Below are 25,926 nucleotides of genomic sequence, written 5' to 3' on the forward strand. Positions count from 1 at the left end.
GTCAGCGGGGCAGTTCCAGCCAGATCAATCGCGGCGACCATCCGTCAAGATTGCAGCGCACGCGGATCAGCACGTGATCGAAGCCTTCGGGGATGACGACGTGATCAATTGATCGCGTGAAGGGCTGCTCCTCGACATGCGGGTGCGTCAGCGTCCGGGTTCCAAGGACGCTGTCATCGGGGGCGAGGACCTGCCAGGCGTTGGCATAATGGTCCCAGCCGGTATCGGGATGGGAAAGCGTGACGGAAATCGACCAGGCATGATCCAGGCGGTTGGCTTTCGCGGCGATCACTTCGGGCGTGTCGGCCAGGACCGGAGCTCCGGCAAGGACGATGGACAGGGCGGCGATGGGCAGGACAAGGCTGAGCCGATTCATGCGCGCCATTCTGGCACAAGTTGGGCCGCCGTGGGCTTCACTTCGGCGTGCCCCGCATCAGCGCCTGCTTGGAGTGCGAGGCGAATTCGCGCCGCCAGAGGACCGAACCCGTCACGATCGTGCCAAAGACAAGCGCCCAGGGGCTTGCCAGCCAGGCAAGTGCCCCGAGGGAAAAGTAGATCGACCGCATTCCGCGATTGAAGTTCTTGGCGGCCGATATGTTGATCTCGGCCGCCTGTTCGACCCTGAGCGATGCGTCCGCGTGCCCCGCGTCGTTCGGGACCGCCGCCATGATGATCGCGCAATAGCCGAACAGCCTGTGCGCCCATACGAACTTCAGGAAACTGTTCGTCAGGAACAGAAGGACCAGCAGGATCTTGACCTCCCAAACGATGGCGGGGGCGCTGGACAGCGTCAGGTCCTGTGCCAGTCCCAGCAGCCGTTCGGTGTTGCCGATCAGGGCGAGCCCCCCGCCGATTGCGATCATGCAGGCGGATGCGAAGAAACTGGTTCCCTGCCGAAGGTTGGCCATGATCGCGGCATCGAACATGCGCGCGTCGCGGGCGACGAATTGGCGCATCCATTCGCGCCGGAATCCCACCATCAGCGTCGCGACAGAGGGGTTTCGGGTGGAGGGATTTTCGATTCGCCAGCCGATCGCCAGCCATGCGGCAAGGATGAAACCCACCGCGGCGAAGTCGATTGCGCCAAAATGCGCGAGTGCAGATTGCAGGTTCATTTGCGGGGACAGTATCGTGTCGCGAGTTTGCTTGCCATACGCTTATATTGGTAATATTATTTTACCAGATTATACAGGATTTCCAATGCACCTGCCCCAACCCGATCCTGCGGTCCTGTCGAACAAGGAGCGAATTGTCCGTCGCCTGAGGGAGGTACTGCCCGAGGACGCCGTGATCGATGATCCGTCGGAAACACGCGCCTATGAATGCGACGGCTTGTCGGCCTATCGCTGCCCGCCGCTGGCCGCGATCCTTCCAAGGACGACGGCGGAAGTGTCGGCTGCGCTGAGGATCTGCCATGAAGAGCGCGTTCCGGTCGTGCCCAGGGGGTCCGGCACCTCGCTTGCCGGGGGGGCGCTGCCGACGGCAGATTGCGTCGTGCTGGGCATTGCGCGCATGAACCGTGTGCTTGAGGTCGATTATCCCAACCGCTTCGTCCGGGTCGAGGCGGGACGAACGAACCTGTCGGTGACAGGGGCAGTGGAATCCGACGGCTTCTTCTATGCGCCAGACCCGTCAAGCCAGCTTGCCTGCGCGATCGCAGGCAACATAGCGATGAATTCGGGCGGGGCGCACTGCCTGAAATACGGTGTGACGACCAACAACCTGCTGGGTGTGACGCTCGTCCTTATGGACGGCACGGTCGTGGAACTGGGCGGCGCGCAGATGGATTCCGGCGGACTTGACCTTCTGGGCGTGGTCTGCGGATCGGAGGGACAGCTTGGGGTCGTGACCGAAGCAGTGCTGCGCATCCTGCCCAAGCCCGAGGGCGCGCGACCCGTGCTGATCGCCTTCGGTTCGAACGAGGTGGCCGGGGCCTGCGTCGCCGACATCATCAAGGCCGGCGTCCTGCCCGTCGCGATCGAGTTCATGGACCGCCCCTGCATCCGCGCCTGCGAGGATTTCGCCCATGCCGGCTATCCCGACTGCGAGGCGCTGCTGATCGTCGAGGTCGAGGGCAGCCCCGCCGAGATTGACGAGCAGCTTGGCCTGATCCGCCAGATCGCGACACGGCACGATCCGCTTGAGTTCCGCGAAAGCGGCTCCGAGGCCGAAAGCGCCAAGATCTGGCTGGGTCGCAAGTCGGCTTTCGGGGCGATGGGGCAGATCAACGACTACATGTGCCTTGACGGCACGATCCCGGTTTCGGCGCTGCCAGAGGTCTTGCGCCGCATCGCAGAGATGAGCCGCGACTACGGCCTGGATGTCGCCAACGTGTTCCATGCTGGCGATGGGAACATGCATCCGCTGATCCTGTTCGACGCCAACAGACCCGGCGATCTGGAACGGTGCGAATCGCTTGGGGCCGCGATCCTGAAACTATGCGTCGAGCTGGGCGGGTGCCTGACCGGCGAACACGGGGTGGGGATCGAGAAGCGCGATTTGATGACCGTGCAGTTTTCGCCGCAGGACATGGAGGCGCAGATGTGGGTGAAGGATGTCTTCGATCCGAAGTGGCTGCTGAATCCCGCCAAGGTCTTTCCGCTGTCGGTCAGCGCCGGACGGCGCGCGGCATGAGTTGCGGGTGGCAAGGGCGTCGGCTTGATCCGACCCAGGGAAAGTCCGCAATCAGGAAGGACAGCGCGTGAGGGTTTCAGACGAGGCGGAACTGGCCGACGCGGTGCGCGCCGCCAAGGGCCCCCTGATTGTCAGGGGCGGGGGCACGCGCGACATCGGCTGCCCGGTCGCGGGCGCGGTGATTGAAACGTCCGGTCTGACAGGGATCAGGCTTTACGAACCGGGCGCCCTGACGCTGGTCGCCGGTGCCGGCACGCCGCTTGCCGAAATCGAGGCGGCGCTGGCGTCTGAGGGCCAGCGGCTGGCCTTTGAGCCTGCGGACTGGAGCGCCCTGCTGGGAAGCCAGGGCACGCCGACCCTGGGCGGGATGGTGGCTGCCAATGCGTCCGGCCCCCGCCGGGTTCAGGCCGGCGCGTGCCGGGATTCGCTTTTGGGGGTGCGATTCGTCGATGGCGCGGGCACAATCATCAAGAACGGCGGCCGTGTGATGAAGAATGTCACCGGATACGACCTTGCCCGGCTGATGGCGGGGTCATGGGGCACGCTTGGCGTGCTGTCCGAGGTGTCGCTGAAGGTCCTGCCCGCAGCGGAAACCTCGGCCACGCTCGTCCTGCCCGGATTGACCGTCGCCAACGCCGTTGCCGCGTTGTCGGCGGCGCTCTCTTCCCCCTACGACATCACCGGCGCGGCGTTTCTTCCGGGCACCGGCGCGTTGGTCCGTGTCGAGGGTTTCGCCGGTTCTGTCGCCTATCGCGCTGGGCGTCTGGAAACGCTTTTGTCGCCGCATGGCGAGGTTCATCGTGCCGAGAATGGTGCAGCCCTGTGGCGCCAGGTGGCGGAGGTCACGCCTTTCCACGGGCGCGATGGCGATGTCTGGCGATTCTCTCTGAAGCCGTCCGAGGCGCCGGAGGTGGCCAATCGACTGGGCCAGCAGGTGATGCTGGACTGGGGCGGCGGGCTCTTGTGGGCGCTCATGCCCGAGGGCACCGACGCGCGTGCGCTTGCGCGCCCCTATCATGGGCATGCGACCCTGGTTCGCGCGGCAACGGAGACGCGCGCGCGTCTTTCCGTGTTCGAACCGGAAGCACCGGCGGTCGCGGCGATCACCAAGGGAATTCGGGCGCGTTTCGATCCCAGGGGCATATTGAATCCGGGGCGGATGGGCTGATGCAGACGAATTTCACCGAAGAACAACTCAAGGATCCGGGTATCGCGCGCGCGAACCAGATCCTGCGGTCCTGCGTGCATTGCGGGTTCTGCACCGCGACCTGCCCGACCTACCAGGTTCTTGGCGACGAACTGGACAGCCCGCGCGGGCGCATCTACCTGATCAAGGACATGCTGGAAAATGGACGGCCGGCCGATGCCAAGACCGTCAAGCATCTTGACCGCTGCCTGTCCTGCCTTGCCTGCATGACGACCTGTCCGTCGGGCGTGCACTACATGCACCTCATCGACCACGCCCGCGCGCATGTCGAGGCGACCTACCGCCGGCCCTGGCGCGACCGCGCGTTGCGCTGGGTTCTTGCCAGGGTGATCCCGAACCCGATGGTGTTCCGCCTTTCGTTGCTGGGGGCGAAGATCGCCCGGCCTTTCGCCGGGGTCCTGCCCGACGCGCGGCTCAGGGCGATGATCGCCATGGCGCCCAAGACCATTCCGCCGGTCAGCCGCAATGACGATCCGCAGGTCTTTCCGGCCCGGGGGGAGCGGAAGCTGCGCGTCGCCCTGATGACCGGCTGCGCGCAGAAGGCGCTGAACACGGACATCAATGACGCCACGATACGCCTGCTGCGCCGCCTTGGGTGCGAGGTGGTCGTGGCCAAGGGCGCGGGCTGCTGCGGGGCGCTGACCCACCACATGGGCCGGACCGACGACAGCCACAGGTCCGCCGAGGCCAACATCCACGCCTGGATGGCCGAAAAGCGCGCGGCCGGGCTGGACGCGATCGTGATCAACACATCGGGCTGCGGGACCACGGTCAAGGACTACGGGCACATGTTCCGCACCTCGGCGCTGGCCGATGAGGCGGCCGAGGTCGCGGGGCTTGCCTGCGACATCACCGAGCTTCTTGCGCGTCTGGCGCCCGAGGCCCGCGCGCCCGAGCGGCTGCGCGTGGCGTATCACGCGGCCTGCTCGCTCCAGCACGGGCAGAAGGTCAAGACCGCGCCGAAGGACCTGCTGAAGGCGGCGGGTTTCGAGGTGGTCGAACCGGCGGATTCCCACCTGTGCTGCGGGTCGGCGGGTACCTACAACCTGCTGCAGCCTGAGATTTCCGGCGAGTTGAAGCGGCGCAAGGTCGCCACGCTGGAAGCGAAGGCACCCGATCTGATTGCCGCCGGCAACATCGGCTGCATGATGCAGATCGGGTCGGGGACCAAGGTGCCCGTGGTCCACACCGTCGAACTGATCGACTGGGCGACTGGCGGGCCCAAGCCGCGCGCGCTGGCGTAGGGCTTGCGATTCGGCGGCTTGGCCATAATCTTGCCCGAACTGCCCGCCAGCATGGGGGCACGAAAAGGATGCCCGATGCGCCGCCTTGTCTGGACTCTTTTGCTGGCGTTGCTGCCGTCCTCTGCCCCGGCGCAGGACGCGGCGCTGCGCGCACTCACGACGCTGGATTCCGTGCGCGGCTGGGAAGCGGTCGGCCGGATCGACATCGGCCACGGCCGTGGCTTCTGCACTGGAACCCTGATCGAACCCGACCTTGTCCTGACCGCGGCGCACTGCCTTTACGATCCTGGCAGCAAGATGCTGATGCCGCCCGACGCGTTCGAGTTTCGCGCAGGCTGGCAGACCGGCCATGCCGCCGCCGTGCGAAAGGGACGGCGGGTGGTGCCGCATCCCGACTATGTCTTCGGGGCGGAAGACTGGGTTTCGAGGGTCTCGGCCGATCTTGCCTTCATCGAGCTTGACCTTCCGATCCGGGCGCCCACCGCCAATCCGCTCCCCACCGGATCCAGCCCGCGCCGGGGCGACAGGGTCGCGGTCCTGTCCTATGCGCGGGAGCGTTCCGAAACCCCGTCCTTCCAGTCCGAATGCCGGACCAGAGAGCGCGCCCGAGGCGTGATCATACTGACCTGCGAGGTTGATTTCGGCGCCTCCGGTTCACCCGTGCTGAGCTTGGCGGATGGCGCGCCGCGGGTCGTCTCGGTCCTTTCGGGCATGGCCGAGACCAAGGAGGGCACGGTGGCGCTTGGCATGTATCTTGACCAGCGGCTGGGCGAATTGCGCGCGGTTTTCGACCGGAGCGGAATCAAGGGCTTGCCGGCCTTCACCAAGGGCACTGCAGGGGCCAAGTTCCTCAAACCCTGAGGGCTTGAAAGCCCGCGCCTCATTTCCCAAATCCTGAGTGTCGGGACGCCACAACGGGTCCCGGAAAACCTGCCCGTCCCAAACCGGGAGGGCGTCAGCATCGCTCGATGGAGGATGAACATGCGCAGTTACGATTTCGCCCCGCTGTACCGTGCGACCGTCGGTTTCGACAGGATCGCCGACATGATGGACAGGGTCCTGTCCACCGATGGCGGGCAACAGACCTATCCCCCCTACAATATCGAGAAGACGGACGACAACGCCTATCGGATCTCGATCGCGGTGGCCGGATTTTCGGCCGATGAGCTGAACGTCGAGGTCAAGGAAGGCGCGCTTCTTGTGACGGCCCGCAAGTCGGCAGAGGAAAGCGAGCGCAAGTATCTTTACCGCGGCATCGCCACGCGCGCGTTCGAACGCCGTTTCGCGCTGGCCGATCATGTGCGGGTCACGGGCGCGAGCCACGTCGACGGCATGCTGCACATCGATCTCGTGCGCGAGGTGCCAGAGGCGCTCAAACCGCGCCGGATCGAGATCGCCAAAGGCGATACGGTCGAGGCGAAGGCCGTGGAAACGGTTCAGGGCTGATCCGCCCCTTTACGATGTCGAAGGGCGCGCGGTTGCGCGCCCTTTTTTCATTGCGCTGCACGGATGGCAGGGAAAGCGCCGGTCACTGGCGGGCAAGGCTTTGCGCAAGCCTCATCAGTTGCACGGCCTCTGCCCTGTAACCGAACGAGTCTTCGCCCTTGGCGCCGTTGGCCAGGCTGATCGCGTCATCCCAGCCCCAGTCGCCCAGATACCTGGCGCCTGTCAGAAGCTGCCCCATGCCGGCGACCGCCGCCGCGAACCGGGCGTCGTCGTCGGCGTTGTCCATCGCAGCAGGGATCCGCGTTTCGATCAGCACGGACGCGTTCTTGCCGGGCTCCTTGTAGCGCAGCTTGAGAAAGCCTAGTTCGCCTGCATCGCCCTGAACCGGCGTCAAGCCATACCGCAGCGGGTCGTTCAGGATGGCCGGGCTGCCGACGGGCGTCACCTCGTAAAGCGCGGTGACCTGATGGCCAGCGCCGATCTCGCCCGCGTCGACCTTGTCGTTGTTGAAGTCCTCGCGTGCCAGCGCGCGCGTCTCGTAGCCGATAAGACGGTATTCGGCGACGGCGGCGGGGTTGAATTCGACCTGGATCTTGACGTCGTTGGCGATCGGGAACAGCGCGCCCGAAAGCTGGTCGACCAGGACCTTCTGCGCCTCGGAAAGCGTGTCGATATAGGCTGCCGTCCCGTTGCCGTTCTGGGCAAGCGCCTGCATCGTGGCGTCGTCAAGATTGCCGCGCCCGAAGCCCAGGACGGACAGGTAGATGCCGCCGTCGCGCTTGGCCGCAACGAAGTCCTTCAATTCCTCGGGATCCGAGATGCCGACGTTGAAGTCGCCGTCGGTTGCCAGAAGGATCCGTCCGACATGCCCGTCGCCGCCCATCGTCTCTGCCACGCGATACGCGAGCGCCAGCCCCTCCGCCCCAGCGGTGGAGCCGCCCGCGTCAAGCCGGTCCAGCGCCGCCAGGATCTGTCCGCGGTCGGACGCCGCGGTGGCTTCGAGAACCTGGCCAGCGGACCCCGCGTAGGTGACGATCGCGATCCGGTCTTCGGGGCGCAGTTCGGACAGCATCAGGCGCAGCGACTGCTTGAGCAGGGGCAACTTGTTCGCGTCCTGCATCGACCCCGAGGTGTCGATCAGGAACACCAGGTTCAGCGGCGGGCGGTCGTCCGTGGCGGGCAGCGCCCCCTGGATGCCAATGCGAAGCAACCGCGTGTCCGCATTCCAGGGCGTCTGGAACAGGCTGACCGCAGCGCGGAAGGGCGCCGTGCCCGCTTCGGGGGCGGCGTAGTCGTAGGGGAAGTAGTTCACCATTTCCTCGATCCGCACCGCCGCGGGGTCCGGCAGATAACCGCTGCTGATCGAGGATCGCAGGACCGCCCAGGCCGCCGTGTCGGTATCGATCGAGAAGGTCGAAACCGGGTCCTCGACCGTGACCTTCACCGGGTTGCGATCAGCGTTGGCAAAGGTCTCGGTGTCGGCTTCGGGCATCGGCGCGATCACATCCGGCGCGATCCGTTTCGCGCCAAGTGTCGGGGGCGGGGCTGCGGGGGGGGCGGGCTGGGCCTCGGACGAAAGGCCGCTGGCGGCCAGTCCCTCTACCGGCGCCCGCAACTGCGCCTGCGGTGCCATTTCCATCGCGGGCTCGCCTACGGCAAACGCTTCGGCCGCGTCGCTTTCCGTCCGTTCCGCGGACTGGGGCGCGACCGACTTTTCCGCCTCGGACAGAACGGTGTCGTCCAACTGGGTTGTGGCCCCTGTCATCGTGCCGTCGGCCGGGGCCGTTGCGGGCCTGGGCTGGGAAGCCGTGGGCATCGGTGCTTCGGTCCGCAGTTGCGGATAGATCGTCAGCGCCACCGCGAGGGCGGCAAGCGAGGCGGTCATGGTCAGCGCGGGGCGTGTGGTCAGTTTCGTCAGCATCTCGCGTACTCCTGTCAGGAAGCCCGCCCGTTTGGGGCGGTCCGAGATGGGACGCCGGGCGTCCGCGGTTTCTTGGGCGCGGTCGAAACTTTCCATTGCGCGGGCCAGGGCTTTGGCCTTTGCCGTCTGGTCGGGCACCGGGTGCAGGGACTTGAGCCCCGCGCGCAGTTTTTCGAGATCGTCGGTCATAGCATTCCCTCCGCCCGCGCGAAGTCCCGCAGGCGTTTCTTCACCTCGCTCATCCGCCAGGCGACCGTGCCCTCGGAAACGCCGAGGATCTCGGCCGCCTCCTTCTGGTTCAGTTCCTCTCCCAGCGTCAGCGCAACCGTGTCCCTCAGTTCCGGGGAAAGCCGCGCCATCGTGGTGGTCAGCCAGTCCTGCGCCTCGGCCGCTTCGGCGATACCGGCGCGGCGATTGATCTCCCAGTCGCCCCAGCCGTCGGCGGCCCTGGCCTGGGTAGCAGCACGGCGGCGGCGATCGTGCGCGGCGTTCACCGTGACGCGGTAGAGCCAGGTCGTGAAGCGCGCCTCCTGTCGATAGCTTGCAAGTTTGGCGGGCAGGGCGCAGCAGATGTCCTGCGTCAGGTCCTCGGCCTCTGCCCGCCGTCCGGTCAGGCGGAACGACAGAGCGAAGACCCGGTCGTAATGCCGGGAAATGAGCGCCGCGAAAGCCTCGCGGTCTCCGTTCGAGGCGGCAATCGCCAGGGCTTCGTCCGGGGTTTGCATGCGCATGACGGAACTATGACGCGCGGGCCGCGTCAATCCTTGGGCGGCGTGACGCTTTTTTTGAAGTGTGCCGCAACGAACAAGGCGCCCGCCCTTTTCGGAGCGGACGCCGCGGGATGCGCTAGGGCAAACCGGTCAGTAAAGCAGGCTGTTGTAGACCTCGTAGGCGCCGTTGACCGACGAAAGTTTCTCGGTTCCCAGCGTTGCCCCGGCATAACCCGAGATCGCCTGGTAGGTCTGCGGTCCGAAGCTGCCGTCGATCGAGCCGCGATAGTAGCCGTAGGCCCGAAGCTTGTCCTGGATCCGGCGCCGCTCGGTCGCGGAATAGCTGTTGAAGGCCTGGGACGCGGCGCTGGTCGAATAGGCGGGCTGCGTCGGCTGGTAATAGGTCGGCTGCTGATAGGACGGCTGCCGGTAGGTCGGGGTCTGATAGGTGGGCGCACGGTAGGCTTGCTGCGCCTGCGCCTGCTGCTGGTTCTTCAGGTAGAGCGAGCCAAGCAGAAGCGCAGCGCCCGCGCCCAGAAGGAAATTCTTTTCGTTCTTGCCAAGCGCGTGAACGGGCGTGGCCGAGGCGGCCGCCAGCGACAGGGCAGCGGTCGCGGCGATGGCGGATTTGCGCAGGTTGATCTTCATGACTGTTCCTTTCGGGGTCGTGCGGCGCGTCCCCAGGTCTGTGCCTTTGCGCCGCGCTGTTGTTCGATGACCCCAACCTGCGATCGGGCGCCGTGATAGGCAAAATCGGGCGGCTGCTATCGGATAACGCTGGCGGTTTGACCGCCGGCGCGTTCTCTCAGTGCTTGAAGTCGCAGTTGCGCTCGAGATACCCGACGACCTTCGCCGTTTGCCTCGTGCTGAACTTGTAGCTCTTGCCGGAACCATCTGTCACAGAGACCCTGTTCTGACCGCCCTTCTCGGCGTCGAGCAGGGCATTCACGATCTGAATCGCTTCCTTCTCGTTGCGCGGCGTAAGCACCGGGTCGGGCCCTTCGGAACCGGTCCCCAGCTTGAAACCCGCCTTGCCAATCGTCAGGTCTGCCTGGGAATTCGGCGGAAAATCCGCTCGGCCCTGATACTGCACCCAGGGGCCGGGATCCTTGCCGCCTACGACCGACAGGATCGACAGTCGCGGCAAAGTGTAGTTTGCGCTCAGGTTGTGCGCGAAGCAGACGCGCGAACCGTCGGCAAAAGTGGTCTTGGTCATATACCACGGCCCGAACCAGCCGATGAGGGCCGAACCGCCCTTTGGCTTGATGGTTTCGGAAGACACGGGTGCGGCAGATATCGCCAGCGCAGTGGCAAGGGCCAGAAATCTAGTCAGTTTCATTCAAGAGAAGCCTCTCAAAAGGAAAGAAAATCATACGGGCCTTTACCGTAGGTCGGTCTGTGTTGCGTGTCTATGTGGCGAAACCGCAGGTGGTGCTGCCGGGTGATGCCGCAATCCGCCATCCCTCTCGGCGGGCATCTCAGGCTGAGGCAGGTCCGGTTCCAATCCGGCCTCTTGAAAATAAAACGGGGGCCAGGCGGCCCCCGCTTCGGGTCATGCTGTCGCCCGATCCGTCAGACCGACAGGCAGATGTATTTCATCTCCAGGTAGTCCTCGATCCCGTGGTGGGACCCTTCGCGGCCAAGGCCCGACTGCTTGACGCCGCCGAAGGGCGCGACCTCGGTCGAGATCAGGCCGGTGTTGACGCCGACCATGCCGTATTCCAGCGCCTCTTGCACGCGGGTGATACGGCCGATGTCGCGGGCGTAGAAGTAGGACGCGAGGCCGAAGATCGTGTCGTTGGCCAGCCGGATGGCCTCTTCCTCGGTCTCGAACTTGAAGAGCGGCGCGAGCGGGCCGAAGGTTTCCTCGGTCGAAACCTTCATGTCCTGGCGAATGCCGGTCACGACGGTCGGTTCGAAGAAGGTGCCGCCCAGCGAATGACGCTTGCCGCCCGTCACGATCTGGCCCCCGCCCGCCACCGCGTCGGCGATGTGTTCCTCGATCTTCACCACGGCGGCCTCGTTGATCAGCGGTCCGGTGGTCACACCGTCCTCAAGCCCGTCGCCGACGTTCAGCTTGTTGACCGCCGCCGCCAGCTTTTCGGCGAAGGCGTCGTAGACGCCCGCCTGCACATAGATCCGGTTGGCGCAGACGCAGGTCTGGCCGTTGTTGCGGAACTTGGAGATCATCGCGCCTTCGACCGCCTTGTCGAGGTCGGCGTCGTCGAAGACGATGAAGGGGGCGTTGCCGCCAAGCTCCATCGAACATTTCATGACCTGGTCGGCGGCCTGCTTCAGCAGGATGCGCCCGACCTCGGTCGAGCCGGTGAAGGTCAGCTTGCGCACGGCGTGGTTCTCGCAGAACTCCTTGCCGATGTCCGACGACCGGCTGGAGGTGATGACCGAGAAGACACCAGCCGGCAGGCCCGCGCGCTCGGCCAGAAGCGCCATGGCCAGCGCCGACAGCGGCGTTTCCGCAGCGGGGCGGGCGACGAAGCCGCAGCCGACCGCCAGCGCCGGGGCGACCTTGCGTGCGATCATCGCGTTGGGGAAGTTCCAGGGCGTGATCGAAGCAGCGACGCCGATCGGCTGCTTGATCACTGTGATACGCTTGTCGCGCTGGTGGCCCGGGATCGTCTCTCCATAGACGCGCTTGGCCTCTTCGGCGAACCATTCCACGAACGATGCGCCATACAGGATCTCACCCTTCGCCTCGGCCAGCGGCTTTCCCATCTCGGCGGTCAGGATCGCGCCCAGGTCATCGGCGTTGGCGACCATCAGGTCGAACCATTTGCGCAGCACTGCCGCGCGTTCCTTGCCGGTGCGGGCGGCCCATTCGTGGCGCGCCTCATCCGCGGCGGCGATCGCGCGCGCGGTTTCGGCGCGCGTCAGGTCCGGCACCGTGCAGATGACATCGCCGCGGGCGGGGTTGGTCACGGTAAAGGTCTTGCCGTCGTCCGCGTCGATCCATTGGCCGGCGACATAGGCTTTGGTAACCAGAAGCGACGGGTCCTTCAGACGCGCGCGAAGATCGGTGGCGGAATCGAGCATGGCAGCCCCCTCATGTTTGCATTTGATCATCTGCACCGGCATTGAGCTATTGTCCTGCGGTGCAACGAACGGGTGACTGCGATGAGATATGACGATGCGTTCGCAAATGCAAAATATATTATCAATGGTGCTAATTTTCCTCATCGCTGGACGGAGGCGGCGATGGCGTTCCGCGCGGCCTGCGGCGACCGCGCGCGCCTGGGGCTGACCTATGGCGACGCGCCCGCCGAGTGGTTCGACCTGTTCCTGCCAGAAGGTGAACCGCAGGGGCTGGCTGTCTTCATCCATGGGGGCTTTTGGCGCGCGTTCGGGCCGCGCGACTTTTCCCACCTTGCCAGCGGCGCCGTCGACCGTGGCTGGGCTTGCGCCTTGCCCGGCTACACGCTGGCGCCCGAAGCCCGGATTTCGCAGATCACCCGCCAGATGGCGCGGGCGCTGCCCCGCATCGCCGATCAGGTCGCCGGACCGATCGTCCTGACCGGCCATTCCGCCGGCGGGCACCTGGCGGCGCGACTGGGCAATATCGGCGCGCCGCTTGACCCGGATATCACCGCGCGCCTCAGACGGATCGTTCCGATCTCGCCGCTATCTGTTCTTTCTCCGCTGATCGAGACCGGGATGAACGCGGACCTGCGCCTGGACCGGGCAGAGGCGCGGTCTGAAAGCCCCGCGCTTCTGCCCCGTCGCCCGGGCGTCAAGGCGCATGTCTGGGTGGGCGGCGCGGAACGGCCCGCCTTCCTGGACCAGGCGCGCCGGCTTGGCAACGCCTGGACATGTCCCGTGACGATCGATCCCGGCCGCCACCATTTCGATGTGATCGAGGGGCTGGAAAGCCCCGAAACGCCGCTGATGCGCGCGCTCCTGGGCTGAGCGGCAAGTGCCGGAGCCGTGCTCTCAAAGGGCATCGAAACGGCTGCGCCAGGCAGGCAGCAGATCGCCCGCCATCGGCTCGGCCAGATAGGCCGCGCGGGCGATCGCGCGGGCAAGGCAGCACGCGGCGGCGTGGCCCAGTCGGAAGGGGCTGGCGACCGGATCGGGCAGCGGGCGAAGGCCGGTCGAGGCTGCGAAGACCAGGTCACCGTCAAAGGGCGTGTGCGACGGCACGATGGCGCGGGCCATCCCGTCATGCGCCGCGACAGCCATCCGCAGCGCTTCGGGCCGTGTCAGCTCGGCGTCCGTCGCGACGATGGCAATGGTCGTCGCAGCCCCGGGCTGCTTCTCGGGCAGGGGCTCCGCGCCCGGATCCAGGTCGCGGCCCAATCCCAGTCCCCCGAACTCTTCCCCCATTTCCCATGGCGCGGCCCAGAACTGTGGCCCCGCGCCGACCGTGACGGCTCCAAGCGCGTTAACGGCGACCAGCGCGCCGACGGTGATCCCCTCCTCCATCACGACCGAGGCGGAGCCAAGTCCGCCCTTCAGACCCTTCACCGTGGCGCCCGTTCCCGCGCCGGCGGTGCCCAGCTTGAACTCGCGCCCCGCCGCCTGCAGCGCGCGCTGGCCAAACCCGCGGTAGGGGTTTTCATGCCAGTCCTTGTCCCCGCCGTTCAAGAGGTCGAACAGGATCGCGCCCGGCACGATCGGCACCTTCTGCCCTCCCACGTCGAAACCACGCCCCGCCGCGCGCAGCGCGTCCGCCACGCCCGAGGCCGCGTCAAGCCCCATCGCGGACCCCCCCGACAGGACCAGCGCGTCCACCTTCTGGACCAGCCGGTCAGGCGACAGCAGGTCGGTTTCCCGCGTGCCCGGCGCGCCGCCCATCACATGGACCGCCGCCGTGAAGGGCCGTTCGCCCAGCAGCACCGTCGCGCCGGTGCGGACGTGATGATCTTCCGAGTTGCCGACAAGCAGCCCCTCGATGTCGGTGATCAGGTTCCTGGGGCCCGGACGCATTCTTGTCTCTCTTCTTTTCCCAAATATCCCGGGGGTCCGGGGGCAGCGCCCCCGGGGCGCGGTTTCATATGCAGCGACCGCCATCCACTTCCAGCGCGACGCCCGTGATCATGGACGCCTCGTCCGAACACAGGAAGGCGGCAGTATTGCCCATGTCCTCGGGTGTCGAGAAGCGCCCGATCGGGATGGTGGACAGGAACTTCCTGCGCATCTCTGGCGTATCCTCGCCCATGAAGCTTTTCAGAAGCGGGGTCTCGCCCGCGACCGGGCAGATCGCGTTGACGCGGACGCCATGGGGGGCCAGTTCCACCGCCATCGCCTTGGTCGCGGTGATCATCCAACCCTTGGAGGCGTTGTACCAGCTCAGCCGCGGCCGCGGCGAAAGCCCGGCGGTCGAGGCGACGTTCAGGATCGCGCCCGCTCCGCGCGCGCGCATCGCCCCGACAAGGACCCGCGCCGTCAGGTAGACCGACTTGCAATTGACCGCGAAGACGCGATCGAAATCCGCTTCGCCGACCTCGTCCAGGGCGGCCGGCAGATGGGTGACACCGGCGTTGTTGACCAGGATGTCGAGCGGACCGAGGCATTGGCGCGCGGCCTCGGCCATCGACGCGACGCTTGCCGCGTCAGAGACATCGACATGCCTGGCGTGCCCGCCGATCTCGGCTGCGACCGCCTGCGCTGCCTCGAGGTTGATGTCGGCCAGCATCACGCGTGCGCCTTCGGTGGCAAACTTGCGCGCGATCCCGGCGCCGAATCCCGATCCCGCCCCGGTTATGATGGCAGTCTTTCCGTCAAGCCGCATGTCCGCCATCCCTTCTTGCTGCGTCAGGGGCGTCGTCGGGCCTATCCATGCCTGGCCGCGACGGTCTTCAGCGTCGAGAACCCGTAAAGCGCCTCGAACCCCTTTTCGCGGCCGTGGCCCGACTTGCCGACCCCGCCGAACGGCAGTTCAACCCCGCCGCCCGCGCCGTAGTTGTTCACGAAAACCTGACCTGCCCGAAGCCGCCTGGCAAGTCGCATCTGACGCGCGCCGTTCTCTGTCCAGACCGAGGCGACCAGCCCGTAGTCGGTCCCGTTCGCGATCGCGACGGCCTCGTCCTCGTCCTCGAAGGGAAGCACGACCTGCGCGGGGCCGAAGATTTCCTCGCGCGCAAGCCGGTGATCGGGGCCGATGCCCGCTATCAGCGCGGGCGCGACGTAGTGTCCGGCTTGGGGCAGGTCGCTGGGCATGCGCGCACGCGACACGATCCGCGACGCATCGGCCAGCGCGAGATACCCCTCCACGACCTGCTTCTGCCGGTCCGAGATCAGCGGTCCGACGTCGCGGTCGGCCAGCGCCGGCCCCACGCTGAGCGCGCGGTAACGTTCTGCCATCCGCGCAACGACCTCGTCGTGGCGCGACCGCTCCACCAGGATCCGGGACGAGGCCGAACAGGTCTGGCCCGCGTTCTGGATGCCCGCGTTCACCAGGAACGGAAGCGCCGCGTCCAGATCGGCGTCGGCGAAGACGATCTGCGGCGACTTGCCGCCAAGCTCCAGCGTCACCGGCACGACGTTGCGTGCGGCCGCCGCCTGCACTTGCGCGCCCACCGCGACAGATCCCGTGAAGCTGATGTGGTTCACGCCGGGATGGGCGGCCAGCGCGGCGCCCGCTTCTTCGCCCAGCCCCGTCACGACGTTCAGGGCGCCGGGCGGCAGGCCCGCTTCCGCCGCGATCCGCGCAAAGGCAAGTGCGGTCAGAGACGCCTCTTCCGCAGGCTTCAGCACCGTCGCGTTGCCCATGGCCAGCGCCGCCCCGACAGACCGGCCGATGATCTGCATCGGATAGTTCCACGGCACGATATGCCCCGTGATGCCATGGGGTTCGCGCAGGGTATAGACCGTGTAGCCGTCCAGGTAGGGGATGGTTTCGCCCATCAGCTTGTCCGCCGCGCCGCCGTAGAATTCCATGTAGCGGGCCAGCGCAAGCGCATCCGCCAGGGCTTGCTTCAGCGGCTTGCCGACGTCCGTCGCCTCCAGAACGGCCAGATCCTCGGCGCGTTCCAGAACCAGCCGGCCGATCCGCGTCAGGACCCGGCCACGCTCTGCAGCCGTCATTCGGCCCCAGTCTCCGCGCCCCGCGGCTTGCGCCGCGGCCACGGCTTCGTCGATGTCGGCGGCGGTACCTCGCGCGATGGTCCCGATCTGACGCCCGGTCGAGGGATCCTCGATGGGCAGCGCATCCGGGGCCGGTCGCCAGGCCCCGCCGATGAGCAACTCGGTCGGGTCGAACCACAGGCGGTCAATCGGCATGGGCATGCTCCTTCCAGGCGTCGGGAATCGTTGGCGCCGCCGCGATCAGGCGGCGGGTGTAGGGATGTTCGGGGCTGGCAAAGACCCTTGCGGTCTCTCCCGCCTCGACGATGCGACCGGACTGCATCACAAGCACCCGGTCCGTCACCGCGCGCACCACCGACAGGTCGTGGCTGATGAACAGGTAGGCCAGCCCGTGGCTTTCCTGAAGACGGGCGAGCAGGTCCAGCACCTGCGCCCGGACGCGGACGTCAAGGGCCGATACCGCTTCATCAAGGACGATGAGGTCGGGCCGGATGATCAGCGCGCGGGCGATTGCGATGCGCTGGCGCTGTCCGCCGGAGAATTCGTGGATGTACTTGTGCCGGTCGGCAGCACTCAGCCCCACCTCTTCCAGCGCGGCGGCGATGCGATCCTCGGCATCCGGCGGCAACCCTATCAGGTGGAAGGGTTCCGCCACGAGCCGATCGACGCGGTGACGCGGGTTGAAGCTGCCGTAGGGGTCCTGGAACACCGCCTGAACCCGAGCCCGCAGCGTGGGCGACATGCTGCGGCCCGCGATCACGGGCGCGCCGCCCAGGCGGATGGTGCCGCCCTGCAGCGCATCAAGCCCCAGGATCGCGCGTGTCAGTGTGGACTTGCCGCAGCCGGATTCCCCCACCAGGCCCAGGCTTTCCCCCGGTCTGATGGCAAGGCTGACCCCGTCCACGGCGCGCAGGCGGGGATGCGCGGCAAACGCCGAAGGTCGCGGCAGGACGTATTCCCTGACCGCGTTGTCGACGCTAAGCAGCGCCTGGGGATTGGACGTGGGCATTTGCGGCTTGCGGGCCGGGCGGTGGTCGGAGGCCGCCAGAAGCTGGCGGGTATAGTCCTTGCCGGGCGCGCGAAAGATGCGTTCCACCGGCCCGGTTTCGACGATCCGGCCATGCTGCATGACGGCGACATGACGCGCCATGCCTGCGACGACGGCAAGATCATGCGTGATCAGCAGCAGCGCCAGCCCTTCGTCGCGCACCAGACCCTGAAGCAGGTCAAGGATCTGCGCCTGCGTGGTCACATCCAGCGCGGTTGTCGGCTCATCCGCGATCAGCAGCCTGGGGCGCAGAGCGATGGCCATGGCGATCGCGACGCGCTGGCGCTGACCGCCCGAAAGCTCGTGCGGATAAAGCGAGAGCGGGAAACGGTCGGGGGGCAATCCCACGCGCTCCAGCTTTTCCCGCGCGACCCGGCGCGCGTCTGCGCGCGAGGCGGCGCGGTGGATCAGCAGGGTTTCGGCGACCTGATCCCCGATCGTCTTCATCGGGTTTAGCGCGGTCATGGGCTCTTGGAAGATCATGCCGACGTCGCGCCCCCGCAGTCGGGTCATCGCCGCGTCGTCCTGCGCCAGAAGGTCGATATCCCCGAAGTGGGCCTGACCCTCGGTGCGGGCGGTTCCGGGCAGCAGCCCCATCAGGGCAAGGGCCGTCATCGACTTGCCCGAGCCACTTTCCCCGACCAGGCCGAAGACCTCGCCCGTAGCGATGTCGAAGGTGACATCGGACAGGATCGGCGTCGGACCGATGCGAAGCGACAGGTCGCGGACCGCCAGCAAGGTCATGCCCGCGCCCTCAGCCTTGGGTCCAGCCGGTCGCGAAGGCCATCGCCCAGCAGGTTCAGCCCGAACACCGTCAGCACGATGGCAAGGCCTGGGAAGATCGCGACATGGGGCGCGAGCGTCACCATCGTCTGCGCCTCGGCCAGCATGCGGCCCCAACTGGGCGTGGGCGGTTGCGCGCCCAGTCCGACATAGGACAGGCCCGCCTCGGCCAGGATGCCCAACGAAAACTGGATGGTCCCCTGAACGATCAGCAGGTTCGAGATGTTGGGCAGGATGTGCTCTGCGGAGATGCGCACCGCGCCCTTGCCCGCGACCTCGGCGGCGCGGATGAAATCAAGGGTCCAGAGAGACAGGGCCCCGCCCCGTGCGACGCGGGCGAAGACCGGGATGTTGAAGATCCCGATCGCCAGGATCGCATTGAACGCCGACGGACCGAAGACGGCGGTGATCAGGATCGCGATGACAAGCGAGGGGAAGGCGAAGATCAGGTCGTTGCCGCGCATCACGACCTCATCCGCCATGCCGCCGTGCCGGGCTGCGGCCAGAAGCCCCAAAGGCACGCCAAGGCCCATGCCGATGCCCACCGCGACCAGCGCCACCGCGATCGAGGTGCGCGCGCCCGCCATCAGCATCGCGGCGATGTCGCGCCCGAAGTGATCGGTGCCAAACCAATGGGCGGCGGAGGGCGGGCGAAGCTTTTCGGCGATGGAAAGGGCCGCGGGATCATAGGGCGTCCAGAGGAGCGACACGCCCGCTGCCAGAAGCGCCGCCAGCGTCAGGGCGAGACCGAGATGCAGCGAAAGCCTCATGCGCGCCGCCGAAGCCGGGGGTCGACCAGCGCATAGGCCAGATCGACGAGGAAGGTCACGAGGATCACCGCGAAGACAAGGATCATGACGACGGATTCCACCACGATCAGGTCGCGCTGGGTGATTGCCTGGAAAATAAGGCGGCCGAGGCCCGGAAGGTAGAAGACGTTCTCGATGATGATCGCGCCGGCGAGCAGGAAGGAAAACTGCATGCCAAGGATCGTCAGCACCGGGATCATCGCGTTTCGGAGCGCATGGCGGATCAGGGTCTGCGTGCGCGTCAGCCCCTTGGCACGGGCAGTGCGGATATAGTCCTGACCCTCGGTCTCGATCAGGGCCGAGCGCAGGACGCGCGCAAGGATCGCGGCCTGCGGCAGGGCCAGCGCGATCGCGGGTAGCGTCAGGGCGGCAAGCCCGGCCCCGATGCCGCCGTCCCATCCGGGAAAGCCGCCTGCCGGGAAGATCCGCCAGTGCAGCGCGAAGACCAGCACCAGCAGCATCGCGAACCAGAAGTTCGGCAGGGCAATGCCCAGTTGCGTCGCGCCCATGATCGCGGTGTCCGTGGCGCGCCCGCGCCGGGCGGCGGCCAGAAGTCCCGCCGGAAAGGCCACAAGTGCGCTCAGCGCCAGCGCGAACAGCGCCAGCGGCAAAGAAACCTGAAGCCGCTGCGCCACCAGATCGGCCACGGGCACCCTGTAGGTGTAGGATATCCCGAAGTCCCCGCGCATCATGCCGCCCACCCAGGAAAGGTAGCGCGCGGGTGGGGCGGCGTTCAGGCCCAGCTGGTCGCGCAGCGCCGCGACCGTTTCCGGGCTTGCGTTCAGGCCCAGCATGTAGGACGCGGGATCGCCCGGCACGATCTCGATCGCCAGGAAGATCACGAGACTTGCAGCCAGAAGGCTCAGGGCCAGTGAAAGCGTGCGTCTGAAAAGATATCGAGTCATGCCCGGCCCCTTCACGAGGCGAGGCTATGGCGAAGGGGCCGGGTGGTCCAGAGGGCGCGTGACGCGCCGGGTCCGTTCATCGTGCAGTCAAGATCGTGGACGCGCCCGCCGATGCCCAAGTCCCGCGACGGGAAGACAGCGGGAATGTCGTTTTTGGGCGTGCCAGACCACAGGATCGAAGCTAAGAACGGTGCCGAGCCCGTGGCGATGGCGTCGCCGCAGGGGTCTGTGCCCCAATGCTTGCGGAGCGATCCGCTCAAGTCCTGTACGCCGGGACCTTTCGGGGTTCCGCGACATATTCGGACCCCATCAAGTGAGGTCTGATGAAATGACGGAACGTCCCCAGCAATACCGTTTCCACCAGGGCGAGAAGATCCTGCCCTTCGCCGCATCCGAATACGAGGCGCGCCTGGCCGGTCTGCGCCGCAGCATGGCCGAGCAGGGCGTGGACGCCTGCGTGCTCACCTCGATGCACAACATCGCCTACTACTCGGGCTTCCTCTATTGCTCGTTCGGCCGGCCCTACGGCCTGGTCGTGACGGCAACGCAGGATGTCACGATATCGGCCGGGATCGACGCCGCGCAGCCCTGGCGGCGCTGCCACGGCGACAACATCACCTATACCGATTGGCAGCGCGACAACTACTGGCGCGCGATCCTTTCGGTGACTGGACCGGGCAAGGTCATCGGTTACGAGGCCGACCACCTGACGCTGCTGCAATCCGAAAAGCTCAAGGCGTTCCTGTCGCCGTCGAAGACGATCGACATCGCGCCCGCGACGATGAAGCAGCGGATGATAAAGTCGCCTGGAGAAATCGCGATGATCCGTGCCGGCGCCAACACCGCCGACGTGGGCGGCTATGCGATCCGCGAGGCCGTCGCGGTCGGCGCGCGGGAAATCGACGTAGCCATGGCGGGCCGCGACGCGATGGAGCGCGAGATCGCCCGCCGCTTCCCCAACGCCGAGTACCGTGACACCTGGGTCTGGTTTCAGTCGGGCATCAACACCGACGGCGCGCACAATCCCGTCACCGCGCGCAAGCTTGAGGTTGGCGACATCCTGTCGCTGAACACCTTCCCGATGATCTCGGGCTATTACACCGCGCTGGAACGCACGATGTTCGTGCGCGAGGTCGACGCCGCATCCCTGAGGATCTGGGAGGCGAACGTCGCGGCGCACGAATACGGGATGAGCCTGCTGAAGCCCGGCGCGTCCTGCGCCGAGATCACGTCCAAGATCAACGACTTCTTCGAAGAGCGTCAGTTGCTGCAGTACCGGACCTTTGGCTACGGCCATTCCTTCGGCGTTCTCAGCCACTACTACGGCCGCGAGGCGGGGCTGGAACTGCGCGAGGATATCGACACGGTGCTGGAACCCGGCATGGTTATCTCGATGGAGCCGATGCTGACGATCCCCGAGGGCCAGCCGGGTGCTGGCGGGTACCGGGAGCACGATATCCTTGTCATCACCGAGGACGGGGCAGAGGACATCACGCACTATCCCTACGGCCCCGATTTCAACGTCGTCGGCTGAACGAAGGAGGAGCGTCGCACAAGGGGTCTTTTGATTTGGGGCAAAATCTTGCTAGGGATGCGACTACAGACAAAAAGCGCGGACCCAAGATGCCTGACATGAACCCGAAGCCTTCGCGGCGCTCCTTCCTAGCCTTGACCGGATCAGCGGCGCTTGCGGCCTGCGCCCCCGCGCCGACGGTCAGCCCGGACGATCCGGTCAGCCGCTACGGCTTCGCGCCGATCGAAGGCTACGGGCCCTTGCAGGACGGTGGCTACGACCTGCCGCCGGTTCCGCCGCAGTATCTTGCCTGGCCGAACCGGCGTCAGCTTGTCTTCTATGAAGGCGAGCGCCCGGCCGGGACGATCGAGATCGATCCCTATGCCAAGTTCCTTTACTACATCCTGGGCGACGGCACCGCCTGGCGCTATCCGATTGCGGTTGGCCGTGCGGGACTGGCGCTGCGCGGGCAGACGACGATCCGGCAAAAGAAGGAATGGCCGGGCTGGACGCCGACCAAGAACATGCTGCGCACGCAGCCCGATGTCTACGGCCCCTTCGCGGGTGGCGTTCCCGGCGGCGTCGCGAGCCCACTGGGCGCGCGCGCGCTGTATCTTTATCGCGGCGGTCGTGACAGCTACTTCCGGATCCACGGAACGAACGACCTCAGGTCGATCGGCAACTCGGGGTCCGCCGGCTGCATACGGCTTTTCAACCACGACATCATCGACCTTTACGACAGGGTCTCGATCCCGACCGAGGTCAATGTGCGGACCGAGGCGGATTCGCTTCGCCTGCTCGGGCCCACGCTGTCACCAAGGGGTGTCGAGCTTCCGCCGACGATCGTGTCGCCGGAATCCATCTATGGCGCGACCGAGGTTGCGGTAGAGGATCCCGGCGTCTGAAGGATCTAGGAGCCTTTGACCCGGATCAGAGAAGGATGACGTACTCCTTGCGGATCGTCTCGATCACTTCCCATGTGCCCGAAAAGCCCGGCCGCAGGATGAAGCTGTCGCCGGGGCCCAGCGGGTATTCGGTGCCGTCGTCCAAGGTGATGACGGACCGGCCTTCGAGGATGCGGATGTATTCCCATTCCTCGTAGGAAATCCGCCACTTGCCGGGGGTCGCCTGCCAGATGCCACAGTAAAGGCCGCCGCGTTCCTCAAGGTTCCAGGTGGTGAACTGGGGATCGCCCGAGATCACCTTTTCGGGCTCGGGGCGTTCGTGTTCGGGCGTGGCCGCCTCGGCGGACATGCGCAGGAAGTTTGTCATGGTGTCTCCGTTGTTGCCGGGCGGACCCGAGCGTGCGGATCCGCTTGTGACCGCTTGCGGTCACTCTGTCCAGTGCACGGCCGTCAGATCGTTGGCCTGGGTGGGCGCGTTTTCCCAAAGCCCCTCGATCTTCGCATTCGCGACACCTGTCTTGGCAAACTGGAACAGGTATCCGTTCACGAAGTCCCTGGCGATCATCTCCTGCGCCTCCTTCACGATAGCGGAGCGTTCGGCGTCTTCGGTGGCCAGGTTCAGCCTGTCCATCAGCGCCACGAACTCCGGCTTTCCGTACTGGAAATAGTATTCAGGCCGGGCGTAGATGTTGATGTCGGCCGGTTCGGTATGGCTGACGATGGTCAGGTCGAAGTCCTTGCCCTTGAAGACCTGTTCCAGCCACTGCGCCCATTCGAGATTGGTGATCTCGGTCCCGATGCCGACCTCCGCGAGCTGCGCGGCGATGATCTCGCCCCCCCGGCGCGCGTATGTGGGCGGCGGCAGCGCAAGGCGCAGCGTCAACTCGCCGACCCCGGCCTCGGCCAGAAGCGCCTTCGATCTTTCCGGGTCGTAGGCCGAAATCCCGGTCAGGTCGACATAGTCGGGATTGTGAGGCGCGAAATGGGTGCCGATCGGCGTGCCGTAACCGAACATGGCGCCGTCGATGATGTCCTGACGGTTGATCGCATGGGCGATGGCTTCGCGCACGCGCATGTCGTCCAGCGGCGGCTGCTTGTTGTTCATCGCCAGGATCGTCTCGCCCTCGGTCGAGCCGACGATGACCTTGAAGCGCGGGTCGGCGGCAAGCTGCGGCAAGGTTTCGGGCGCTGGGAAGCTTGGGAAGGCATCCACATCGCCGGCCATCATCGCGGCGAACGCGGCGGTCGGATCCGAGATGAAGCGGAAGGTGGCCTTCGACAGGGCAGCGGGTTCGCCCCAGTAATCGGGGTTCCGCTCGATCGTCACGTGATCGCCTTGCACCCATTCGACGAACTTGAACGGCCCGGTGCCGACCGGCATGGTCGCGTCCGTTTCGACGGATTCGGGCGCGACGATCACCGCGTCGCCCCAGGCCATGTTGAAGGGAAAGTTGCCGTTCGGCGCGGAAAGCGTGACCCTGACGGTCAGCGGGTCCACCACCTCGACGTTCTCGATCCCCGCGAACAGCGCCTTCTGCGCGTTGGCGCTGTCCTCGGCCCGCGCCCGGTCAAGCGAGAACTTGACGTCCTCGGCGTCCATTGCCGTCCCGTCGTGGAAGGTCACGCCCTCGTGCAGGTGGAAGACGTAGGTGCGGGCGCCATCCTCGACATCCCAGCTTGCGGCCAGCGCGGGGCGGATCGAACCGTCGGGGCCGAAGCGCGTCAGGCCCTCGAAGATGTTGGCATAGACGACCTCGTCGATCGCGGCTGCCGCGCCCGCGGTCGGATCCAGGTTCGGCGGCTCAAGCACCATTCCCACGGTGATCGTGTCCTGCGCGGCAAGGGCCGCAGAGGCGGTCATCGCGATCAGCGCGCTCAGGCTCAGGCGGTTCAGCATGGGCGTCCCTCCATCCGGCCCGCGCCGTCCGGCGGGCGATGGTGCAAGAGTGTCGGGCATTCACGCTACGATCAAGTCCCGAGAAACAACGAAGGACTGGCGACAATGCTGCGTCGCAGCTAGAAAGGACCCGCAATTGCGAGGGGAGGGACCGCGATGAGCGCGACTTCAGACCAAAGGCACCTGACGCCGCCCGATATCCGCGCCCGCAAGGGCGGCACGCCTCTGGTCACGCTGACGGCCTACACGACGCCCATGGCGCGGCTGGTCGATGCGCATTGCGACATCGTTCTTGTGGGGGACAGCGTGGGCATGGTGCTGCATGGCCTGCCATCGACGCTGGGTGTGACGATGGAGATGATGATCCTGCACGGACAGGCCGTCGCGCGCGGGCTGTCGCGGGCGCTGATGGTCGTGGACATGCCCTTTGCCAGCTACGAGGAAGGCGCGGCCCAGGCGTTCCGGAACGCCGCCCGCCTGATCGCCGAAACGGGCGCCGCCGCCGTCAAGCTGGAAGGCGGGGCCCACATGGCCGAAACCGTGGCCTTCCTGACGGCGCGCGGCATCCCGGTCATGGGCCATGTCGGCCTGACGCCACAGGCCGTCAACCAGCTTGGCGGTTACCGGGTGCAGGGCCGCGGCGCGGACGCCGAGCGCATCCGCCATGATGCGGTCGCGGTTGCCGAGGCGGGCGCCTTCGCGGTCGTCCTGGAAAAGGTGCCCGACGCGCTGGCCCGCGAGATCACGCAAGGCCTGGATGTGCCCACGATCGGCATCGGCGCCTCGGCCGATTGCGACGGGCAGGTGCTGGTTGTCGATGACATGCTGGGCATGTTCACCGAGTTTCGGCCGAAGTTCGTTCGGCGCTACGCCGAACTGGGCGGCGAGGCCGACCGCGCCATCGCGGCCTATGCCGAGGACGTGCGCGCGCGCCGGTTTCCCGCGCCCGAGCACGTTTTTGGCGAGGAGCCCGGAAAATGACCGAGGTGATCCGAAGCGCCGAGGCACTGCGCGAGAAGGTCGCGGGATGGAAGCGGTCGGGCGCGCTGGTCGGCGTCGTGCCGACCATGGGCGCGCTGCATGACGGTCATCTCAGCCTGGCGCGGGCCGCAAGGTCCCAGTCGGACCGGGTGATCGTGACGATCTTCGTCAATCCCATGCAGTTCAACAATCCCGAGGACCTGAAGAAATACCCCCGCGACGAGGCGCATGACCTGGCGCTGCTGGAAGCGGACGGCGTCGACGTGCTGTTCGCGCCGGGCCCGGACGAGGTCTATCCGGAGGGCTTCGCCTCGAAGGTTTCGGTGACGGGCGTGTCCGGCCCGATGGAGGGGGCGCATCGCCCCGGCCACTTCGACGGGGTCGCGACGGTGGTGACGAAGCTGTTCGGGATGACCCAGGCCGGGCGGGCCTTCTTCGGCGAAAAGGACTGGCAACAACTTCAGGTCGTTCGCCGGCTGGTGAGGGATCTGAACATTCCGGTCCATGTCATCGGCTGCCCGACGAAAAGGGAGACCGACGGGCTTGCGATGTCATCGCGCAATGTCCGGCTAAGCGCGGCAGAGCGGGCGATCGCGCCGGCGCTGCACCGCGCCATGCAGGATGCCGCAAGGGCCATCAGGGACGGAGCGCCGGTCAAGGCGGCATTGGATGCGGCGCAAGGGGCCATCATCCGGGCGGGCTTCGCCACCGTCGAGTACCTGGACCTGCGCGACGCCGAAACGCTTGAGCCGCTGCAGGACCTTCGGGCGCCGGCGCGGCTTCTGGTAGCGGCAGTGCTGGGTGACGTTCGGCTGATCGACAACATCGCCGTCTGAGGTTTCGGCGTCGAGCCGGCCGTCCTGGGTGGGGGCGCTGCCCCCA

At 66.5% G+C, this 25,926-nt stretch carries 25 protein-coding genes; 10 read left to right on the forward strand and 15 right to left on the reverse strand.

Going from position 1 to position 25,926, the window contains the following annotated elements; genetic code table 11:
- Nucleotide 1 precedes the first annotated feature (1 nt).
- A complete protein-coding gene (locus tag OEW28_RS12125) occupies nucleotides 2–376 on the reverse strand; it encodes a hypothetical protein (protein WP_263735034.1) in 375 nt (124 codons plus the stop codon).
- A gap of 37 nt (nucleotides 377–413) precedes the next feature.
- A complete protein-coding gene (locus OEW28_RS12130; RefSeq protein WP_263735035.1) occupies nucleotides 414–1,115 on the reverse strand; it encodes a DUF599 domain-containing protein in 702 nt (233 codons plus the stop codon).
- Nucleotides 1,116–1,200: 85 nt separating this feature from the next.
- Between OEW28_RS12130 and OEW28_RS12135 the strand changes: the two genes are divergently transcribed.
- The 5 genes from OEW28_RS12135 (at nucleotide 1,201) to OEW28_RS12155 (ending at nucleotide 6,531) form a co-directional block, all read left to right on the forward strand.
- Nucleotides 1,201–2,634, forward strand: a complete 1,434-nt coding sequence (locus OEW28_RS12135) for an FAD-linked oxidase C-terminal domain-containing protein (RefSeq protein WP_263735036.1) — start codon at nucleotides 1,201–1,203, stop codon at nucleotides 2,632–2,634.
- A 67-nt stretch (nucleotides 2,635–2,701) separates the two neighbouring features.
- Complete coding sequence (glcE, locus tag OEW28_RS12140; RefSeq protein WP_263735037.1) at nucleotides 2,702–3,802, forward strand: glycolate oxidase subunit GlcE; 1,101 nt, start codon at nucleotides 2,702–2,704, stop codon at nucleotides 3,800–3,802.
- A complete protein-coding gene (glcF, locus tag OEW28_RS12145; RefSeq protein WP_263735038.1) occupies nucleotides 3,802–5,085 on the forward strand; it encodes a glycolate oxidase subunit GlcF in 1,284 nt (427 codons plus the stop codon). The genes glcE and glcF overlap by 1 nt, the downstream gene beginning before the upstream one ends.
- Nucleotides 5,086–5,160: 75 nt before the next feature.
- Nucleotides 5,161–5,946 (forward strand): trypsin-like serine peptidase, encoded by a 786-nt coding sequence (locus OEW28_RS12150; protein ID WP_263735039.1) that lies wholly within the window; start codon nucleotides 5,161–5,163, stop codon nucleotides 5,944–5,946.
- Nucleotides 5,947–6,066: 120 nt separating this feature from the next.
- Nucleotides 6,067–6,531: an Hsp20 family protein gene (locus OEW28_RS12155; RefSeq protein WP_263735040.1), complete on the forward strand. Its 465-nt coding sequence runs from the start codon at nucleotides 6,067–6,069 to the stop codon at nucleotides 6,529–6,531.
- Between the two features lie 82 nt (nucleotides 6,532–6,613).
- Here the strand turns inward: OEW28_RS12155 and OEW28_RS12160 are convergent, their stop codons facing one another.
- The 5 genes from OEW28_RS12160 to OEW28_RS12180 all read right to left on the reverse strand — a co-directional run bounded on the left by OEW28_RS12160 (nucleotide 6,614) and on the right by OEW28_RS12180 (nucleotide 12,213).
- On the reverse strand, nucleotides 6,614–8,641 hold the full coding sequence (locus OEW28_RS12160; protein ID WP_263735041.1) for a vWA domain-containing protein: 2,028 nt from the start codon (nucleotides 8,639–8,641) through the stop codon (nucleotides 6,614–6,616).
- A complete protein-coding gene (locus OEW28_RS12165; protein WP_263735364.1) occupies nucleotides 8,638–9,177 on the reverse strand; it encodes an RNA polymerase sigma factor in 540 nt (179 codons plus the stop codon). The genes OEW28_RS12160 and OEW28_RS12165 overlap by 4 nt, the downstream gene beginning before the upstream one ends.
- A gap of 135 nt (nucleotides 9,178–9,312) precedes the next feature.
- Nucleotides 9,313–9,810 (reverse strand): peptidoglycan-binding protein, encoded by a 498-nt coding sequence (locus OEW28_RS12170; protein WP_263735042.1) that lies wholly within the window; start codon nucleotides 9,808–9,810, stop codon nucleotides 9,313–9,315.
- A gap of 157 nt (nucleotides 9,811–9,967) precedes the next feature.
- Nucleotides 9,968–10,501, reverse strand: coding sequence for a hypothetical protein (locus tag OEW28_RS12175; protein WP_263735043.1), 534 nt, complete (start codon nucleotides 10,499–10,501; stop codon nucleotides 9,968–9,970).
- Nucleotides 10,502–10,734: 233 nt separating this feature from the next.
- Nucleotides 10,735–12,213, reverse strand: a complete 1,479-nt coding sequence (locus tag OEW28_RS12180) for an NAD-dependent succinate-semialdehyde dehydrogenase (RefSeq protein ID WP_263735044.1) — start codon at nucleotides 12,211–12,213, stop codon at nucleotides 10,735–10,737.
- Between the two features lie 81 nt (nucleotides 12,214–12,294).
- Between OEW28_RS12180 and OEW28_RS12185 the strand changes: the two genes are divergently transcribed.
- Complete coding sequence (locus OEW28_RS12185) at nucleotides 12,295–13,083, forward strand: alpha/beta hydrolase (protein ID WP_263735045.1); 789 nt, start codon at nucleotides 12,295–12,297, stop codon at nucleotides 13,081–13,083.
- Between the two features lie 24 nt (nucleotides 13,084–13,107).
- On the opposite strand, the gene OEW28_RS12190 is transcribed toward OEW28_RS12185, so the two are convergent.
- The 6 genes from OEW28_RS12190 to OEW28_RS12215 form a co-directional block, all read right to left on the reverse strand.
- Nucleotides 13,108–14,103, reverse strand: coding sequence for a P1 family peptidase (locus tag OEW28_RS12190; RefSeq protein ID WP_263735046.1), 996 nt, complete (start codon nucleotides 14,101–14,103; stop codon nucleotides 13,108–13,110).
- A 64-nt stretch (nucleotides 14,104–14,167) separates the two neighbouring features.
- Complete coding sequence (locus OEW28_RS12195; RefSeq protein ID WP_263735047.1) at nucleotides 14,168–14,908, reverse strand: SDR family oxidoreductase; 741 nt, start codon at nucleotides 14,906–14,908, stop codon at nucleotides 14,168–14,170.
- Between the two features lie 41 nt (nucleotides 14,909–14,949).
- A complete protein-coding gene (locus OEW28_RS12200) occupies nucleotides 14,950–16,398 on the reverse strand; it encodes an aldehyde dehydrogenase family protein (protein ID WP_263735048.1) in 1,449 nt (482 codons plus the stop codon).
- Nucleotides 16,388–17,995 carry an ABC transporter ATP-binding protein gene (locus OEW28_RS12205; protein WP_263735049.1) on the reverse strand — a complete coding sequence of 536 codons (1,608 nt, stop codon included), beginning with the start codon at nucleotides 17,993–17,995 and terminating at the stop codon, nucleotides 16,388–16,390. Before OEW28_RS12205 ends, OEW28_RS12200 begins: the two co-directional genes overlap by 11 nt.
- Nucleotides 17,992–18,804, reverse strand: a complete 813-nt coding sequence (locus OEW28_RS12210) for an ABC transporter permease (RefSeq protein ID WP_263735050.1) — start codon at nucleotides 18,802–18,804, stop codon at nucleotides 17,992–17,994. Before OEW28_RS12210 ends, OEW28_RS12205 begins: the two co-directional genes overlap by 4 nt.
- Nucleotides 18,801–19,748 carry an ABC transporter permease gene (locus tag OEW28_RS12215; protein WP_263735051.1) on the reverse strand — a complete coding sequence of 316 codons (948 nt, stop codon included), beginning with the start codon at nucleotides 19,746–19,748 and terminating at the stop codon, nucleotides 18,801–18,803. Before OEW28_RS12215 ends, OEW28_RS12210 begins: the two co-directional genes overlap by 4 nt.
- Nucleotides 19,749–20,076: 328 nt before the next feature.
- On the opposite strand from OEW28_RS12215, the gene OEW28_RS12220 reads away from it, so the two are divergent.
- Nucleotides 20,077–21,282: an aminopeptidase P family protein gene (locus OEW28_RS12220; protein ID WP_263735052.1), complete on the forward strand. Its 1,206-nt coding sequence runs from the start codon at nucleotides 20,077–20,079 to the stop codon at nucleotides 21,280–21,282.
- Nucleotides 21,283–21,416: 134 nt separating this feature from the next.
- Complete coding sequence (locus tag OEW28_RS12225; protein ID WP_263735053.1) at nucleotides 21,417–22,166, forward strand: L,D-transpeptidase; 750 nt, start codon at nucleotides 21,417–21,419, stop codon at nucleotides 22,164–22,166.
- Between the two features lie 25 nt (nucleotides 22,167–22,191).
- Here OEW28_RS12225 and OEW28_RS12230 read toward each other — a convergent pair whose 3' ends face one another.
- Both OEW28_RS12230 and OEW28_RS12235 read right to left on the reverse strand, forming a co-directional pair.
- Nucleotides 22,192–22,533: a cupin domain-containing protein gene (locus OEW28_RS12230; RefSeq protein ID WP_263735054.1), complete on the reverse strand. Its 342-nt coding sequence runs from the start codon at nucleotides 22,531–22,533 to the stop codon at nucleotides 22,192–22,194.
- 60 nt (nucleotides 22,534–22,593) lie between these two features.
- On the reverse strand, nucleotides 22,594–24,063 hold the full coding sequence (locus OEW28_RS12235) for an ABC transporter substrate-binding protein (protein ID WP_263735055.1): 1,470 nt from the start codon (nucleotides 24,061–24,063) through the stop codon (nucleotides 22,594–22,596).
- A 156-nt stretch (nucleotides 24,064–24,219) separates the two neighbouring features.
- Here OEW28_RS12235 and panB point away from each other — a divergent pair, with 156 nt between their 5' ends.
- Both panB and panC read left to right on the forward strand, forming a co-directional pair.
- On the forward strand, nucleotides 24,220–25,044 hold the full coding sequence (gene panB / locus OEW28_RS12240) for a 3-methyl-2-oxobutanoate hydroxymethyltransferase (protein WP_263735056.1): 825 nt from the start codon (nucleotides 24,220–24,222) through the stop codon (nucleotides 25,042–25,044).
- A complete protein-coding gene (gene panC / locus OEW28_RS12245) occupies nucleotides 25,041–25,880 on the forward strand; it encodes a pantoate--beta-alanine ligase (RefSeq protein ID WP_263735057.1) in 840 nt (279 codons plus the stop codon). Before panB ends, panC begins: the two co-directional genes overlap by 4 nt.
- The last annotated feature ends 46 nt before the right edge of the window (nucleotides 25,881–25,926 follow it).

This window comes from Albidovulum marisflavi (genome assembly GCF_025751435.1).
GTDB classification, from domain to species: Bacteria; Pseudomonadota; Alphaproteobacteria; order Rhodobacterales; family Rhodobacteraceae; genus Albidovulum; species Albidovulum marisflavi.

Excerpts from the sequence above, each read along its gene's own strand:
- OEW28_RS12125 (WP_263735034.1), bottom strand. The coding sequence starts at position 376 with ATGAATCGGCTCAGCCTTGTCCTGCCCATCGCCGCCCTGTCCATCGTC.
- OEW28_RS12130 (WP_263735035.1), bottom strand. The coding sequence starts at position 1,115 with ATGAACCTGCAATCTGCACTCGCGCATTTTGGCGCAATCGACTTCGCC.
- OEW28_RS12135 (WP_263735036.1), top strand. The coding sequence starts at position 1,201 with ATGCACCTGCCCCAACCCGATCCTGCGGTCCTGTCGAACAAGGAGCGA.
- glcF (WP_263735038.1), top strand. The coding sequence starts at position 3,802 with ATGCAGACGAATTTCACCGAAGAACAACTCAAGGATCCGGGTATCGCG.
- OEW28_RS12150 (WP_263735039.1), top strand. The coding sequence starts at position 5,161 with ATGCGCCGCCTTGTCTGGACTCTTTTGCTGGCGTTGCTGCCGTCCTCT.
- OEW28_RS12155 (WP_263735040.1), top strand. The coding sequence starts at position 6,067 with ATGCGCAGTTACGATTTCGCCCCGCTGTACCGTGCGACCGTCGGTTTC.
- OEW28_RS12160 (WP_263735041.1), bottom strand. The coding sequence starts at position 8,641 with ATGACCGACGATCTCGAAAAACTGCGCGCGGGGCTCAAGTCCCTGCAC.
- OEW28_RS12165 (WP_263735364.1), bottom strand. The coding sequence starts at position 9,177 with ATGCAAACCCCGGACGAAGCCCTGGCGATTGCCGCCTCGAACGGAGAC.
- OEW28_RS12170 (WP_263735042.1), bottom strand. The coding sequence starts at position 9,810 with ATGAAGATCAACCTGCGCAAATCCGCCATCGCCGCGACCGCTGCCCTG.
- OEW28_RS12175 (WP_263735043.1), bottom strand. The coding sequence starts at position 10,501 with ATGAAACTGACTAGATTTCTGGCCCTTGCCACTGCGCTGGCGATATCT.
- OEW28_RS12180 (WP_263735044.1), bottom strand. The coding sequence starts at position 12,213 with ATGCTCGATTCCGCCACCGATCTTCGCGCGCGTCTGAAGGACCCGTCG.
- OEW28_RS12185 (WP_263735045.1), top strand. The coding sequence starts at position 12,295 with ATGAGATATGACGATGCGTTCGCAAATGCAAAATATATTATCAATGGT.
- OEW28_RS12190 (WP_263735046.1), bottom strand. The coding sequence starts at position 14,103 with ATGCGTCCGGGCCCCAGGAACCTGATCACCGACATCGAGGGGCTGCTT.
- OEW28_RS12195 (WP_263735047.1), bottom strand. The coding sequence starts at position 14,908 with ATGCGGCTTGACGGAAAGACTGCCATCATAACCGGGGCGGGATCGGGA.
- OEW28_RS12200 (WP_263735048.1), bottom strand. The coding sequence starts at position 16,398 with ATGCCGATTGACCGCCTGTGGTTCGACCCGACCGAGTTGCTCATCGGC.
- OEW28_RS12205 (WP_263735049.1), bottom strand. The coding sequence starts at position 17,995 with ATGACCTTGCTGGCGGTCCGCGACCTGTCGCTTCGCATCGGTCCGACG.
- OEW28_RS12210 (WP_263735050.1), bottom strand. The coding sequence starts at position 18,804 with ATGAGGCTTTCGCTGCATCTCGGTCTCGCCCTGACGCTGGCGGCGCTT.
- OEW28_RS12215 (WP_263735051.1), bottom strand. The coding sequence starts at position 19,748 with ATGACTCGATATCTTTTCAGACGCACGCTTTCACTGGCCCTGAGCCTT.
- OEW28_RS12220 (WP_263735052.1), top strand. The coding sequence starts at position 20,077 with ATGACGGAACGTCCCCAGCAATACCGTTTCCACCAGGGCGAGAAGATC.
- OEW28_RS12230 (WP_263735054.1), bottom strand. The coding sequence starts at position 22,533 with ATGACAAACTTCCTGCGCATGTCCGCCGAGGCGGCCACGCCCGAACAC.
- OEW28_RS12235 (WP_263735055.1), bottom strand. The coding sequence starts at position 24,063 with ATGCTGAACCGCCTGAGCCTGAGCGCGCTGATCGCGATGACCGCCTCT.
- panB (WP_263735056.1), top strand. The coding sequence starts at position 24,220 with ATGAGCGCGACTTCAGACCAAAGGCACCTGACGCCGCCCGATATCCGC.
- panC (WP_263735057.1), top strand. The coding sequence starts at position 25,041 with ATGACCGAGGTGATCCGAAGCGCCGAGGCACTGCGCGAGAAGGTCGCG.